At 75.4% G+C, this 14,031-nt stretch carries 14 protein-coding genes; 7 read left to right on the forward strand and 7 right to left on the reverse strand.

The window, feature by feature from the left end:
- Positions 1-84: 84 nt before the first annotated feature.
- A complete protein-coding gene (locus tag E4P43_RS06530; protein WP_135144602.1) occupies positions 85-1,221 on the reverse strand; it encodes a cystathionine gamma-synthase in 1,137 nt (378 codons plus the stop codon).
- Positions 1,218-2,624, reverse strand: coding sequence for a cystathionine beta-synthase (locus E4P43_RS06535; protein ID WP_135144666.1), 1,407 nt, complete (start codon positions 2,622-2,624; stop codon positions 1,218-1,220). The genes E4P43_RS06530 and E4P43_RS06535 overlap by 4 nt, the downstream gene beginning before the upstream one ends.
- A 61-nt stretch (positions 2,625-2,685) precedes the next feature.
- Here E4P43_RS06535 and E4P43_RS06540 point away from each other — a divergent pair, with 61 nt between their 5' ends.
- The 3 genes from E4P43_RS06540 (at position 2,686) to E4P43_RS06550 (ending at position 5,313) form a co-directional block, all read left to right on the forward strand.
- Positions 2,686-3,702: an aldo/keto reductase gene (locus E4P43_RS06540; RefSeq protein ID WP_135144603.1), complete on the forward strand. Its 1,017-nt coding sequence runs from the start codon at positions 2,686-2,688 to the stop codon at positions 3,700-3,702.
- Positions 3,699-5,036, forward strand: coding sequence for an FGGY family carbohydrate kinase (locus E4P43_RS06545; protein WP_135144604.1), 1,338 nt, complete (start codon positions 3,699-3,701; stop codon positions 5,034-5,036). Before E4P43_RS06540 ends, E4P43_RS06545 begins: the two co-directional genes overlap by 4 nt.
- A gap of 91 nt (positions 5,037-5,127) precedes the next feature.
- Entirely contained in the window at positions 5,128-5,313 is a 186-nt protein-coding gene (locus tag E4P43_RS06550) for a hypothetical protein (RefSeq protein WP_135144605.1), read from the forward strand.
- A 22-nt stretch (positions 5,314-5,335) separates the two neighbouring features.
- Here the strand turns inward: E4P43_RS06550 and hisN are convergent, their stop codons facing one another.
- A complete protein-coding gene (gene hisN, locus E4P43_RS06555; RefSeq protein WP_135144606.1) occupies positions 5,336-6,148 on the reverse strand; it encodes a histidinol-phosphatase in 813 nt (270 codons plus the stop codon).
- Positions 6,149-6,170: 22 nt separating this feature from the next.
- On the reverse strand, positions 6,171-6,353 hold the full coding sequence (locus E4P43_RS06560; protein ID WP_135144607.1) for a DUF2795 domain-containing protein: 183 nt from the start codon (positions 6,351-6,353) through the stop codon (positions 6,171-6,173).
- A 53-nt stretch (positions 6,354-6,406) separates the two neighbouring features.
- On the opposite strand from E4P43_RS06560, the gene E4P43_RS06565 reads away from it, so the two are divergent.
- Positions 6,407-6,943 (forward strand): DUF2087 domain-containing protein, encoded by a 537-nt coding sequence (locus tag E4P43_RS06565; protein WP_135144608.1) that lies wholly within the window; start codon positions 6,407-6,409, stop codon positions 6,941-6,943.
- A 41-nt stretch (positions 6,944-6,984) separates the two neighbouring features.
- The gene (locus tag E4P43_RS06570) at positions 6,985-7,719 is read left to right on the forward strand and encodes a hypothetical protein (RefSeq protein ID WP_209313754.1); all 735 of its coding nucleotides are present in this window, start codon (positions 6,985-6,987) and stop codon (positions 7,717-7,719) included.
- Here the strand turns inward: E4P43_RS06570 and rsgA are convergent.
- From rsgA to E4P43_RS06585, 3 genes are all read right to left on the reverse strand, one after another.
- Positions 7,713-8,582, reverse strand: coding sequence for a ribosome small subunit-dependent GTPase A (rsgA, locus tag E4P43_RS06575; RefSeq protein ID WP_245158969.1), 870 nt, complete (start codon positions 8,580-8,582; stop codon positions 7,713-7,715). The genes E4P43_RS06570 and rsgA overlap by 7 nt on opposite strands.
- A 143-nt stretch (positions 8,583-8,725) precedes the next feature.
- Positions 8,726-10,009: a 3-phosphoshikimate 1-carboxyvinyltransferase gene (gene aroA / locus E4P43_RS06580; protein ID WP_135144610.1), complete on the reverse strand. Its 1,284-nt coding sequence runs from the start codon at positions 10,007-10,009 to the stop codon at positions 8,726-8,728.
- A gap of 34 nt (positions 10,010-10,043) precedes the next feature.
- Positions 10,044-11,507 carry an NAD-dependent succinate-semialdehyde dehydrogenase gene (locus tag E4P43_RS06585; RefSeq protein WP_135144611.1) on the reverse strand — a complete coding sequence of 488 codons (1,464 nt, stop codon included), beginning with the start codon at positions 11,505-11,507 and terminating at the stop codon, positions 10,044-10,046.
- A 139-nt stretch (positions 11,508-11,646) separates the two neighbouring features.
- Here E4P43_RS06585 and E4P43_RS06590 point away from each other — a divergent pair, with 139 nt between their 5' ends.
- On the forward strand, positions 11,647-12,393 hold the full coding sequence (locus E4P43_RS06590) for an SOS response-associated peptidase (RefSeq protein WP_135144612.1): 747 nt from the start codon (positions 11,647-11,649) through the stop codon (positions 12,391-12,393).
- Between the two features lies 1 nt (position 12,394).
- On the forward strand, positions 12,395-13,918 hold the full coding sequence (locus tag E4P43_RS06595; protein ID WP_135144613.1) for a fused MFS/spermidine synthase: 1,524 nt from the start codon (positions 12,395-12,397) through the stop codon (positions 13,916-13,918).
- The last annotated feature ends 113 nt before the right edge of the window (positions 13,919-14,031 follow it).

A 14,031-nucleotide genomic window follows, 5' to 3' on the forward strand; every position in this document is an offset into this window, starting at 1 on the left:
CGAGCCACCGCCCGGCGCCGACCTGCGCGCCCCTGCGCCCGTTCCGGCCGGACCCCGCGGCACGGCCCGTGCCAGCTGACCGGATCAGCCCAGCGCCTGCTCCAGGTCGGCGAGCAGGTCCTCGACGTCCTCGATGCCGACCGACAGCCGGACGAGGTCGGCCGGCACCTCCAGCGGTGACCCGGCGGCGCTGGCGTGGGTCATCCGGCCCGGGTGCTCGATGAGCGACTCCACGCCGCCGAGCGACTCGGCCAGGGTGAACAGCCGCGTGCGCTCGCAGACCCGCAGCGCCGCGTCCTCGCCGCCGGAGAGGCGGAAGGAGATCATCCCGCCGAAGCCGGACATCTGCTTCGCCGCGACCTCGTGGCCGGGGTGGTCGGGCAGGCCGGGGTACAGCACCGTCGCGACGTCCGGCCGGCCGACGAGGAACTCCGCGACCCGGGCGGCGTTCGCGCAGTGCCGGTCCATCCGGACGCCGAGCGTCTTGAGGCTGCGCAACACCATCCAGGAGTCGAACGGTCCGGCGACCGCGCCCATGGCGTTGTGGTTGTAGGCCAGCTGCTCGCCCAGCGCGGCGTCCCGGGTGACCAGGGCGCCCCCGACGACGTCGGAGTGGCCGCCCAGGTACTTGGTCGTCGAGTGCACGACGACGTCGGCGCCGAGGGTCAGCGGCCGCTGCAGGTACGGCGAGGCGAACGTGTTGTCGACGACGAGCAGCGCCCCGGCCTCGTGGGCGATCGCCGCCGTCGCCTCGATGTCGGTGATGTTGAGCAGCGGGTTGCTGGGGGTCTCGCACCAGACCACCCGGGTCGTCGGGCGGATCGCCGCGCGCAGCGCCTCGGGGTCGGCCAGGTCGACCGGAGTGTGCTCCAACCCCCACTCCGACAGCACGCGGGAGATCAGCCGGAACGTGCCGCCGTAGGCGTCCCCGCCGAGGACGACGTGGTCGCCCGACCGGCAGGCGGTGCGCAGCAGGGTGTCCTCGGCGGCCAGGCCGGAGGCGAACGCCAGCGCCGTCGTGCCCTCCTCCAGGGCGGCCAGCGCGGCGTGCAGGGTGTCCCGGGTCGGGTTGCCGCTGCGGCTGTACTCGTAGCCCCCGCGCAGCCCGCCGACGCCGTCCTGCTTGTAGGTGGTCGTCAGGTGCAGCGGCGGGATCACCGCGCCGGTGGCCGGGTCGGGGTCCTGGCCCGCGTGGATGGCGCGGGTGTTGAAGCCGGTCATGCCCCGACCGTAGGCGCGGGGCCGGCGGACGACACACCGGCGAGGTGCCCGAGCACGTCCTGGCGGGTGACGACGCCGGCGGGCTTGCCGTCGACGTGCACCAGCAGCGCGTCGGCGTGCCCGAGCTCGTGCACCGCCACGGTCACCGGCTCGCCCGAGCCGATGATCGGCAGCGGGGGCGACATGTGCTTCTCCACCCGGTCCGACAGCGTCGCCCGCCCGGCGAACACGGCGTCCAGCAGCGTCTTCTCGTCGACCGAGCCGACCACCTCACCGGCGGTGACCGGCGGCTCCGCGCGGACGACCGGCAGCTGGCTGACGCCGTACTCGCGGAGGATGTCGATGGCGTCGCGCACCGTCTCGTTGGGGTGCGTGTGCACGAGCGGCGGGGTCTCGCCGGACTTGTCCAGCAGCTCGCCGACGGTCGTGCCCGACGTGGCCTCGAGGAAGCCGTAGTCGGCCATCCACGTGTCGTTGAAGATCTTGTTCAGGTAGCCGCGGCCACCGTCGGGCAGCAGGACCACCAGGACGTCGTCCTTGGTCAGGCGCTCGGCCACCCGCAGCGCGGCGGCCACCGCCATCCCGCAGGAGCCGCCCACGAGCAGCCCCTCCTCGCGGGCCAGCCGGCGGGTCATGGCGAAGGAGTCGCCGTCGGAGACCGCGACGATCTCGTCGGCGACCTCCTGGTCGTAGGTGGACGGCCAGAAGTCCTCGCCGACGCCCTCGACCAGGTACGGGCGTCCGGTGCCACCGGAGTACACCGAGCCCTCGGGGTCGGCGCCGATGACCTGCACGCGCCCGCCGGACTGCTCCTTGAGGTACCGGCCGACGCCGCTGATCGTCCCGCCCGTGCCGGCCCCGGTGACGAAGTGGCTGATCCGGCCCTCGGTCTGCGCCCAGATCTCGGGGCCGGTGGTCTCGTAGTGCGACCGCGGGTTGTTCGGGTTCGAGTACTGGTCGGGCTTCCAGGCGCCGGGAGTCTCGCGGGCCAGCCGGTCGGACACCGAGTAGTAGGACCGCGGGTCGGCGGGGTCGACCGCGGTGGGGCAGACGACGACCTCGGCGCCGTAGGCCTTGAGCACGTTGATCTTCTCCTGCCCGACCTTGTCGGGGCACACGAAGATGCAGCGGTAGCCGCGCTGCTGGGCGACCAGGGCCAGGCCGATGCCGGTGTTCCCGCTGGTCGGCTCCACGATCGTGCCGCCGGGCCGCAGCTCGCCGCTGGCCTCGGCCGCGTCGACCATCCGCACGGCGATCCGGTCCTTCACCGAGCCGCCGGGGTTGAAGTACTCGACCTTGGCCAGCACCAGTGGGGCGTCGGGGCCCAGGTCGCGGGTCACCGAGGTGAGCCGCACGAGCGGGGTGTTGCCGACGAGCTCGATGACGTTCTCGGAGTACTGCACGTCCCCATCCCACCAGACGACGCGGTGGCGGGTGGCGGAACCGGGCGACGAGGATGCGGCCATGACCTCTCCTGCGGGCCCTCGCACCCTCGGCGACCTCACCGTCTCCGCCCTCGGCCTCGGCTGCATGGGCATGAGCCAGATGTACGGCACCGCCGACCGGACGGAGTCCATCGCGACCATCCACCGCGCGCTGGACCTCGGCGTCACCTTCCTGGACACCTCCGACGTCTACGGCGACGGGCACAACGAGGAGCTCGTGGGGGAGGCGATCGCCGGGCGCCGCGACGAGGTCCAGCTGGCGACGAAGTTCTCGCTGTCGCGGACGCCCGACGGCGGGATGCGCATCGACGGCCGCCCGGAGAACGTCCGCGCGTGCGCCGAGGCGAGCCTGCGCCGGCTGGGGGTCGACGTGATCGACCTCTACTACCAGCACCGGGTCGACCCCCGGGTGCCGATCGAGGACACCGTCGGCGCCATGGCCGAGCTGGTCGAGCAGGGCAAGGTGCGCCACCTCGGCCTCTCGGAGGCCAGCGCCGCCTCGATCCGCCGCGCGGTGGCGGTCCACCCGATCGCCGCGCTGCAGAGCGAGTGGTCGCTGTGGACCCGTGACCTGGAGGTGGCCGGCGACGGCGGGGAGACCGTCCTGGGGGTGGCCCGCGAGCACGGCATCGGCATCGTGCCGTTCAGCCCGCTCGGCCGCGGCTTCCTCACCGGCGCCATCACCAGCCCCGACGACTTCGCCGAGGACGACTGGCGCCGCGGCCACCCCCGCTTCACCGGCGAGGCGTTCCGGAGCAACCTGCGGCTGGTCGAGGCCGTCCGCGAGCTCGCGGCCGCGAAGGGGGTCGCCCCGGGCCAGCTCGCCCTCGCCTGGGTGCTGGCGCAGGGCGAGGACGTCGTCCCGATCCCCGGCACCAAGCGGCGCAGCTACCTGGAGGAGAACGCGGCCGCGGTGGCCGTCGAGCTGTCCGCGGACGACCTGGCCCGGCTGGACGCCATCGCCCCGCCCGGGGTCGCCGCCGGTGGCCGCTACGTCGACTCCGGCTACGCCTACGGCAACAGCCCCGAGCGGTGAGCCGGGACGTCGTCCTCGGCGCCGACCTGGGCACCAGCGGGCTGAAGCTGGTCGCGCTCGACGTCGCCGGTGCCGTGGTGGCCGAGGCGGAGTCCGGCTACGCGCTGGAGCGCCCCGCGCCCGACCGGGCCGAGATCGAGGTCGCCGTCTGGCGGGGGGCGTTCGACTCGGCCCTGGCCGCCCTCGACCTCGAGGGCGGCCAGGTGCTGGCGCTCGGCCTCTCGGGGCAGATGCACGGTGCCGTGCTGGTCGACGACGCCGGCCGGCCGCTGCGGCCGGCCGTGCTCTGGCCCGACGCCCGTGCCGCGGCGCAGCTCGCCCGGTGGCGCCGGCTGCGGCCGGACGACCGCGCGGCGCTGGCCAACCCGCTGGTCCCCGGCATGACCGGGCCGGTCCTGGCCTGGCTGGCCGAGCACGAGCCGGCGCTCGTGCGCCGTGCCGCCAAGGTCCTGCTGCCCAAGGACGCCCTGCGCGCCTCGCTCGTCCCGGGCGGGCCGCTGGGCACCGACCGCAGCGACGCCTCCGGGACGCTGCTCTGGGACGTCCCCCTGGACGCGTGGTCGGGGGCGGCGGCCCGGTCGGCGGGGGTCCCCTTCGACCTGCTGCCGGGGGTGCTGCCCTCGACGGAGGTGGTCGGGACCGCGCCGCTGCCGGTGGGGGAGGTGCCGGTCGTCGTCGGCGGCGCGGACACCCCGCTGGCCCTCCTCGCCGCCGGCACCGGTGACCAGCTGCAGGTGAACCTGGGGACCGGCGCGCAGGTGCTGCTGCCGGGCTGGGCCCCCGCGCCGGCCGACGACCCCGTGGTGCACGGCTACGCCGACACCGGCGAGGGCTGGTACGCGATGGCCGCGCTGCGCAACGGCGGCTCGGCCTGGGAGTGGGTGTGCGGGGTGCTCGGGCTCTCCTGGCCGGAGCTGTTCGCCGCCGCGGCGTCGGTGCCGGACGCCGGGGGAGCGGTGTTCCGGCCGTTCCTCACGGGTGAGCGCGGCGGTGTGGCCGGCCCCGACGACCGCGGGGGGTGGGACGGCCTCGGCGCCGGCACGACCCGGGCGCACCTGGCCCGGGCCGCCGTCGAGGGCGTGGTCCGTGCGGTCGGGGCGGCGGCCGCGCTGCTCGACGCCCCGGACGACGGCGCACCGGTGGTCCTCACCGGTGGGGGCACCCGGTCGGCGCTGGTGCAGCAGCTCCTCGCCGACGACCTGCGCCGCCCGGTGCGCCACCTCGCGCTGCGCAGCGCCTCGGCGGTCGGTGCGGCGCTGCTGGCGGCGTCGGCCGCCGGTCTGCCCGTCGAGCCGGAGCGGGCGCCGGGCCCGGTGGTCGAGCCGCGCGGCTGAGCGCGGCGCATGGAACCCGTGCGCCCCGGGCACCGTTTCCCCACCAGCGGGGCCGACCACGGCTCCGGCGAGGAGAGGAGGCGAGCTTCCCATGGCGTCGCTGTTCAACAAGGTCGTCCAGTTCGCCAACAGCCCCAAGGGCAAGCAGGCGATCCAGCAGGCCACGACCAAGGCGCAGGAGCTGGCCAAGGACCCGAAGACGCGGGCGAAGATCGACGACGTCCGCCGGCGGTTCCAGGGCGGCGGCCGCGGTACCGGGGGCGGCACCGCGCACTGACCGGTCGGGGCCGGCCCGCCGCTCAGGCGGGAGCGGGCCGGCCCGGCGGCCGCAGCAGGCCCAGGGCGGCGTCGTGCAGCTTGCCGTTGCTGGCCAGGGCGCTGCCCCCTGCGGGGCCCGGGGCGCCGGTGACGTCGGTGAACCGGCCACCGGCCTCCCGCACGATCACGTCCAGCGCGGCGAGGTCCCACAGCGAGACCTCGGGCTCGCAGGCGACGTCGACCGCGCCCTCGGCGAGGAGCACGTAGCTCCAGAAGTCCCCGTAGGCCCGGGTCCGCCAGACCGAGCGGGTCAGGTCGAGGAACCCGTCGAGCAGCCCGCGCTCCTCCCAGCCGGAGAGGCTGGAGTAGCTGAGGCTCGCGTCCTCCAGCGCACCGACGTCGGAGACGCGGCAGCGGGTCGCTGACTCCAGCCGGCGACCGGTCCAGGCCCCGACGTCCTTGGCCGCCCACCACCGGCGGTTGAGGGCGGGCGCGGACACCAGGCCCACCACGGGCTCGTCGCCGTCGACCAGGGCGATCAGCGTGGCCCACACGGGGACGCCGCGGACGAAGTTCTTCGTGCCGTCGATCGGGTCGAGGATCCAGCGCCGGGACCCGTGCCCCGTGGTGCCGAACTCCTCGCCCATGACGGCGTCACGGGTGCGGGCGCGGCTGAGCGTGATGCGCAGCTGCTCCTCGACGGCCCGGTCGGCGTCGGTCACCGGCGTCAGGTCGGGCTTGGTGTCGACGGTCAGGTCCTGCGCCTTGAACCGGTCCATGCTGATCGAGTCGGCCTGGTCGGCCAGCACGTGTGCCAGCCGCATGTCCTCTGAGAAGCCCCGACCCGACGTCATGGGCACCCAACCTAGCGGTCGGTCAGTCGAAGACGGCGGAACTGACCCCGCTCGGCCCCTCGTACTCGCGGTCGTCGATCTTCCTCAGCGCGTCGAGCACCTCGCCCGCGCCGCCGTTCCGCTCGGCGTGCTGGACGATCTGCTCCTTCGACGCGGGGTAGTCCATGCCGGACAGGGCCTTCTGGATGTCGATCGGGCTCACCATGCACCGGGTCCTACCCGGGGGCCCCGCCGGGATGCACGGATACCGTCGGGCACGTGGACGCAGCGACGATCGCGGGGCTGCTGGCCGACCCCGTCCGGCTGAAGGTGGTGGCCGCGCTGGCGCTCGGGGCGGGGACCATCGAGCAGGTGGCCGAGGCCTCCGGGCTGGGCCTGAAGGAGGTCGCGCTGGCCGCGCGGCGGCTGGCCCGCGGCGGGCTGGTGCACCGCGACGGGCACGCGCTGGCGCTGAACACCGACCGGTTCGGTGCCGCGGCGCGGGCGGCGGCAGAGGCCGCGCCCCCGCCCGAGCCGCTCTCGGACGACCCGGCGCAGGACGCCGTCCTCTCCGCCTTCGTGCGCGACGGCCGGCTGACCTCCATCCCGGCGCAGCGCAGCAAGCGGCTGCTCGTGCTCGACCACCTCGTGCGCGTCTTCGAGCCCGGCGTCCGCTACCCCGAGCGCGAGGTCAACGCGCTGCTGGCGGTCTGGCACCCCGACGTCGCCGCGCTGCGCCGCTACCTGGTCGACGAGGGGCTGCTGACCCGGGACGCCGGCGTCTACTGGCGCAGCGGTGGGTACGTCGAGGTGTGAACCCGCTCGTCAGCAGGGCGGCGCCCGCGCAAACTGGCCCGGTGCCCGCGCCCGACGCCTTCGCCGCCCTCGCCCGGTCCTCGCCGTGGCGCTGGTCGACGCTGCGCTTCACCGTGAGCTGGCCGCAGAACCCGCACCGGCCGGAGGCGGTGCGCGCCTGGGTCCGGCGACCGGACCTGCTGCGGGTCGAGTCAGCCGGCGGGGAGCTGCTGCGGGCCGAGCGCACCCGCCCGCAGACGGTGGCCGGCTACGGCCCTCGCGGCGGGTCCGTCCACGTGATGACGTGGGCGTCGCAGTCCCCTCCGCCGCCGCTGCGGCCGGACGGGCTGGTCGACGTGCGGCCGGAGAACCCGCTGCTGAGCTACGACGACCCGATGCACAACAGCTACGACTGGGTCGCGATGCTCGACCCGGCGGAGCTCGCCGACGGCCGGGACCAGGACACCTGGGACCGTGCCCCGGCGGTCGCCGCACGGTCGGTGACCGAGGTGCGGCACGCCGGCCGCCCGGCCTGGGAGGCGGTGGTCGTCCCGACCGCGACCTACGAGCCCCGCTGCGGCTGCTGCCCGCTGCTGCGGACCCGGGAGGTGGACCGCCGCGAGTGGGACGGGGACCACCTGCTCGACCGGTACGCGGACGCCTACCGCGTCCGGCTGGACGTGCAGACCGGCGTCTGCGTGCTCACCGAGGAGCTGGGTGGGGAGCGGCCGGGGTTCGGGCACGACCTGCGCATCGAGGCGGTCGACGAGCCGATGGCCGACCGGCTCTTTCAGTAACCGGGCCCGACCTGCCCGACGGCGGCCAGCAGCACCCGCAGCGCGTCGAGCTGCTCCCGCCGTCGCTCCGGTCCCTGGGCCGCCCACGCGTCGAGCGCGCAGTCGGGGTCCTCGGCGGTGTGCCCGCACCCTGGCGGGCACTCGGTCGCGGCCTCGGCGATGTCGTCGAAGGCCACGAGGACGTCGTCGGCGGTGACGTGGGCAAGGCCGAAGGACCGGATGCCGGGGGTGTCGATGACCGTGCCGCCGCCGGGCAGGTCGAAGAGCACGGCCGAGGACGACGTGTGCCGCCCCTTGCCGATCTTGCTGACGTCGCCGGTGGCCCGCAGGGCGTCGGGCACCAGCCGGTTCACCAGGGTCGACTTCCCGACGCCCGACTGCCCGACGAAGACGCTCATCCGGTCGCGGATCCGGTCGAGCAAGTCGTCCAGGGGCAGCTCGCGCGACATCGGGACGGCCTCCAGGTGCAGCCCCGCGTAGCGGTCCAGCAGCGGCTGCGCGGACGCCAGGTCGGTCTTGGTGAGGCACAGCAGCGGCTCGAGCCCGCCGGCGTAGGCGGCGACCAGGCAGCGGTCGAGGAAGCCCAGCGCCGGCTCGGGGTCGGTGACCGCGGTGACGATCACGAGCAGGTCGGCGTTGGCGACGACGACGCGCTCGGTGGGGTCGGTGTCGTCGGCGGTGCGGCGCAGCGCCGTCTGCCGCTCCTCGATGGTCACGATGCGGGCCAGCGAGTCGGTCCGGCCGCTGGTGTCGCCGACCAGCCGGACCCGGTCGCCGACGACGACCCCGTGCCGGCCCAGCTCGCGCGCCCGCATGGCGGTCACGTCGACCGGCCCCTCGGGGCCGTCGATGCGCACGGTCATCCGGCCGCGGTCGACGGCGACGACCAGCCCCGGGACGGCGTCCTCGTGCGCGGGGCGGGTGCGGGTGCGGGGCCGGGTGCCGCGCCGGTTGGGGCGGACCCGGATGTCGTCCTCGTCGACGCGGTGGCCGCGGCGGTTGGTGCTCAGCGGGTCGCTCCGATCGGGTCGCCGAGCAGCCCCGCCCAGCGCTCGCGGAAGTCCGGGAGCGTCTTGGTCACCGCGCCGGGGTCGGCCACGGTGACGCCGTCGACCGCCAGCCCGAGGACGGCGGCGGCCATGACCATGCGGTGGTCGGCGTAGGAGTCCAGCCGGGCCGGGCGGCCGGGGCCGGGCTCGATCTCCAGGCCGTCGGGCAGCTGCCGCACCCGTGCGCCGACGGCGGTCAGGACCTCGTCGAGGGCCTGCAGCCGGTCGGTCTCGTGGCCGCGCAGGTGGGCGATGCCGGTGAGCCGGGAGGGCCCGTCGGCCAGGGCGCACAGCGCCGCCAGCACCGGGGTCAGCTCGCCGACCTCGCCGAGGTCGGCGACCAGGGGGCGGACGGCGCCGGTCCCGGCCACCCGCAGCCCGCCCTCGGCGGTCCGCTCGACGTCGGCGCCCATGTCGGCGAGCAGCCGGTCGAGCTGGGCGCCGGGCTGGGTGGTGACCTCCGGCCAGTCCCGCACCGTGACCTGCCCGCCGGTCACCAGCGCCGCCGCGAGGAAGGGGGCGGCGTTGGAGAGGTCGGGCTCGACGACCCGGTCCAGCGGTGCGACCGGGCCGGGGGCGACCCGCCACCCACGGTCGGTGGCGGCGACGTCGACGCCGTGCTCGCGCAGCGTCGTCACCGTCATCTCCACGTGCGGCATAGACGGGACCCCGCCGGCCAGGGCCAGGTCGACGCCCTCGTCGAAGCGCGCCGCGGCCAGGAGCAGCCCCGAGACGATCTGGGAGGACTCGCTCGCGTCGACGGTCACCGCGCCGCCGCGCACCCGCCCGGTGCCGCGCACGGTGAACGGGGCCCGCCCGCGGCCGTCGTCGTCCACCCCGACCCCGAGGTCGCGCAGCGCCGCGATCAGCCCGGCGTTGGGCCGCTCGCGCAGCCGCGGGTCGCCGTCCACGGTCACGTCGCCGTCGGCGAGCGCGGCCACCGGCGGGAGGAACCGCAGGATCGTCCCGGCCAGGCCGGCGTCCACCGTCACCGGCCCGCGGAGCGGGCCGGGGGTGACCAGCCAGTCGTCGCCGTCGGGCTCGACCCGCACGCCCATCGCCCGGAGCGCGCCGGCCATGAGGTCGGTGTCGCGTGCCCGCAGCGGGCGGACGAGCCGGCTCGGCCCGTCGGCCAGCGCCGCCAGCACCAGCGCCCGGGCGGTCAGCGACTTGGAGCCGGGCAGGGTGACGACGGCGTCGACGGGAGCCGGGTGGTGCGGCGCGGACCAGACGTCTGACACGTGGCCAGTCTGCCCGGTCGCGCGCCGCACCCGATCAGCCCGCCTGCGGCTTGTCGGACTTCTTGGCCGGGACGGTGCGCAGCAGCCGCCGGTTGGCGAACTCGAACATCGCCATCTCCGACAGCTCGCGGCCGTAGCCGGACCGCTTGATCCCGCCGAAGGGCAGCTCGGGGGAGGAGCCGGTCGGCTGGTTGATCCAGACCATGCCGGCCTCGATCCGCTCGGCCACGGCGCGGGCCCTGTCGAGGTCGCTGCTCATGACGGTCGCGCCCAGGCCGTAGACGGTGTCGTTGGCCAGCGCGACCGCCTCGTCCTCGTCCTTCACCTTGTAGATGACGGCGGCCGGGCCGAAGAGCTCCTCGTGGTAGGCCCGCATGTCCGGCGTGACGTCGGCGAGCAGGGTCGCCTCGACGAAGGCGCCGGGCAGGTCGGGACGGCTCCCGCCGGCCAGCACGGTGGCGCCCTTGTCGATGGCGTCCTGGATCTGGGCGTGCAGGTCCGCCGCGGCCTGCTCCGACGACAGCGGGGCCAGCGACGTCGACGGGTCGGTCGGGTCGCCGGGCGCGAAGGTGGCGAACGCCTGCTGCATGCCGGCGACGAAGGTGTCGTAGACGTCCTCGGTGACGATCATCCGCTTGGCGGCGATGCACGCCTGGCCGCTGTTCTGCATGCGCCCGGTGGTCGCGGCCTTGACCGTGGCCGCCAGGTTCTCGGTGTCCAGCACGATGAACGGGTCGCTGCCGCCGAGCTCGAGCACCGACTTCTTGAGGTGCTTGCCGGCCAGCGCGCCGACCGCGCTGCCCGCGCGCTCGCTGCCGGTGAGGGTCACGCCGGCGATGCGCGGGTCGGCGATGACCTGCTCGACGTCCTCGATCTTCAGGAACGTGTTGGTGAAGACGCCCTCGGGGGCGCCGGCGTCGGTGAACAGCTGCTCGATCGCCTCGGCGCACTGCGGGACGATCTCGGCGTGCTTGAGGATGACCGTGTTGCCCAGCACGAGGTTCGGCCCGGCGACGCGGACGACCTGGTAGTAGGGGTAGTTCCACGGCTCGATGGCCAGTAGCGCGCCGACGGGCTGGGTCTCGACGACCGCCTCGCCCCCGCCGAACAGCGGCTGGATGGGGGTGGGCTGCAGGAAGCCGGGGCCGTTGTCGGCGTAGTACTTGAGGATCATCGAGCAGAGGAAGAGCTCGCCGACGGCCTCCTCCGTGCGCTTGCCCATCTCCTTGGTGGTCAGCGCGGCGAGGTCGTGGATGCGCTCGTCCATCAGCTCGGCGGCCCGGCGGACCACGGCGGCCCGGTCCTCGACCGAGCGCCCGCGCCACTCCTGGTAGGCGGCGTGCGCCCGCCCGATGATGCCGTCGATGGCCTCGGTCGGGGTGAAGTCGAACTCCTTCTCCGTCTCGCCGGTGAAGGGGTTGACCGTCGCGTAGCGGCGTGCGGCGCTGTCGCTGGCGGTCTTCGGCTGGTCGGTCGGTGGGTTCTGCGTCACGGTCACGCCGGTGATCCTCGTCTCTCGTCGGGCTTTGCGACAGAGGGCAACTGCCCGCGGCCCGGTGTGCGGCTCGCGCCGCTCGGACGTCGGTGCCCGCACCTAGAGTGCGGGGACGTCAGCCCAGCCCGTCGAGGAGGCGCCCATGTGCGGTCGCTACGCCGCCAGCCGCAAGCCGGAGGACCTGGCGCTGGAGTTCGAGGCCGTCCCCGCGCCGGGGCAGCCGCCGCTGGCCGCCGACTACAACGTGGCCCCCACCAAGGACGTCTACGTCGTGCGGCACGCCAAGGAGCGGGACGCCGAAGGGCGGCCGACCGGGGGAGGGCACCGCGAGCTGCGCGCCGTCCGCTGGGGCCTGGTGCCCTCGTGGGCCAAGGACGTCTCCGTGGGCAACCGGATGCTGAACGCGCGGGTGGAGTCGCTGACGGAGAAGCCGGCGTTCCGCAAGGCGGCGGCCTCGCGCCGGTGCCTGGTCCCGGCCGACGGCTGGTACGAGTGGGCCAAGCGCCTGGACTCACCGACCAAGCAGCCGTACTTCATCACCCCCGAGGACGGGTCGGTGCTCGCCTTCGCCGGGCTCTGGGAGGTCTGGGGGCAGGGCGAGGACCGGCTCTACACCTGCACGGTGGTCACCGCGCCAGCCGTCGGAGCGCTCACCGAGATCCACGACCGGATGCCGCTGGTGCTGCCGCCCGACCGCTGGGCGGAGTGGCTGGACCCGGCCCGCGAGGACGTCGCGGAGCTGGCCGCGCCCACCCCGCCGGAGGTCGTCGCCGCGCTCGAGCTGCGGCCGGTGAGCACGGCGGTGAACAACGTCCGGGTCAACGGCCCGCAGCTCACCGCGCGCGCGGAGTCGGTGGCCGAGCCGGCCGACCAGCCCGCCCTCTTCTGAGATGGCCGCAGCCGCCGACCAGCCCTCGACGGCCGGAGGGACCGCGCTGCCCGGGTGGGTGGCCGCGGCGATCACCTTCCTCTGCTCGGGCGCGGTCCTGGTCCTGGAGATCGTCGGGCTGCGCCTGATCGCGCCCTACGTCGGCGTCACGGTGCAGACCAGCACCGCGGTCATCGGCTTCGCGCTGGCCGCGATCGCGCTCGGGGCCTGGGTGGGCGGTGCCACGGCCGACCGCGCCGACCCCCGCCGGCTGCTCGCGCCGCTCATGGTCGCCGGCGGTGCCCTGGTGGTCGCGGTGCTCCCGCTGGTGCGGTTCACCGGCGAGCTGCTCTCCGGCGCCGACGCCGGGGGAGTGCTGCTCCTGGCCGCCGTCGCCGTGGTGGTGCCGGCCGCGCTGCTGTCGGCCGTCCCGCCGATGGTGGTGAAGCTGCAGCTGGCCAGCCTCGCCGAGACCGGGGCCGTGGTCGGGCGGCTGTCGGGCATCGGCACGCTCGGCGGGATCGCCGCCACCTTCGCCACCGGGTTCGTGCTCGTCGCCGTCCTCCCCAGCAGCGTGATCCTGGTGGCCACGGGTGCGGTGACGGCGGTGGCCGGGCTCGCCGTCGCGGTGCTCCTCCGGCGGGTGCCCGGGGCCGGCCGGGTGCCGGTCGCCCTCCTCGCGCTGGCCGTGGGCGGCGGGGCGCTGGCCGCCGTCGCGCCGACGCCCTGCGAGGAGGAGACCGCCTACCACTGCGCCCGGGTGGTGGCCGACCCCGAGCGGGACACCGGACGGGTCCTGCTGCTCGACACGCTCCGGCACTCCTACGTCGACCTCGCCGACCCGACCCACCTCGAGTTCGAGTACGTGCGGGCGGTCGCCGCCGTCACCGACGCCGCGTTCCCCGCGGGCGCCCCGGTCTCCGCGCTGCACGTCGGCGGCGGTGGGCTCACGCTGCCCCGCTACCTGGCGGAGGTGCGTCCCGGCACCCGCAGCCTGGTCCTGGAGGTCGACCCCGGGGTGGTCGCCATGGACCGCGAGCAGCTCGGCCTGGAGACGTCGGAGGAGTTGGGCGTGCGGGTGGCCGACGGCCGGGTGGGGCTCGCCGAGGAGTCCGCGGGGGAGCGGGACCTCGTCGTGGGCGACGCGTTCGGCGGGCTGTCGGTGCCCTGGCAGCTGACCACCCGGGAGGCCATGGCGCTCGTCGACCGCGCCCTGGCCGACGACGGCGTCTACGCGGTGAACCTCATCGACCACCCGCCGCTGGCCTTCGTCCGCGCCGAGCTGGCGACGCTGCGGGAGGCGTTCGCCCACGTCCTGCTGCTGGCCCGCGTGCCGGTGCTGGCCGGGGAGGACGGCGGCAACCTCGTCGCGGTCGCCTCGCAGCGCCCCCTCCCGGTGGAGGCGCTCACGCGGGCGCTGGGCGACCGCGGCCTCACCTGGCAGGTCGCGGAGGGGGACGAGCTGGACCGGTTCGTGGGCGACGCCGCCGTCCTCACCGACGACTTCGCCCCGGTCGACCAGCTCCTGACCCCCTACGGCTCCTGACCGGCCCCTCGGCCGGCCCCCCTCCCGACCGCTGTCCGGTTCGCGCCTGTTGCCGCGCGGGTCAACCCGCGCGGCCGTCCCCGGAGCCGCGCCGTGGCGCGGCTCGAGGGTCG

Origin of the sequence: Blastococcus sp. TF02A-35, assembly GCF_004571075.1 — a bacterium.
Lineage (GTDB): Bacteria > Actinomycetota > Actinomycetes > Mycobacteriales > Geodermatophilaceae > Blastococcus.

Bases quoted from the DNA above. Each gene is read 5' to 3' on its own strand.
- E4P43_RS06560 (WP_135144607.1), bottom strand. From the start codon at position 6,353: ATGGTGAGCCCGATCGACATCCAGAAGGCCCTGTCCGGCATGGACTAC.
- rsgA (WP_245158969.1), bottom strand. From the start codon at position 8,582: ATGACCGTGCGCATCGACGGCCCCGAGGGGCCGGTCGACGTGACCGCC.
- hisN (WP_135144606.1), bottom strand. From the start codon at position 6,148: ATGACGTCGGGTCGGGGCTTCTCAGAGGACATGCGGCTGGCACACGTG.
- E4P43_RS06540 (WP_135144603.1), top strand. From the start codon at position 2,686: ATGACCTCTCCTGCGGGCCCTCGCACCCTCGGCGACCTCACCGTCTCC.
- E4P43_RS06550 (WP_135144605.1), top strand. From the start codon at position 5,128: ATGGCGTCGCTGTTCAACAAGGTCGTCCAGTTCGCCAACAGCCCCAAG.
- E4P43_RS06530 (WP_135144602.1), bottom strand. From the start codon at position 1,221: ATGACCGGCTTCAACACCCGCGCCATCCACGCGGGCCAGGACCCCGAC.
- E4P43_RS06590 (WP_135144612.1), top strand. From the start codon at position 11,647: ATGTGCGGTCGCTACGCCGCCAGCCGCAAGCCGGAGGACCTGGCGCTG.
- E4P43_RS06595 (WP_135144613.1), top strand. From the start codon at position 12,395: ATGGCCGCAGCCGCCGACCAGCCCTCGACGGCCGGAGGGACCGCGCTG.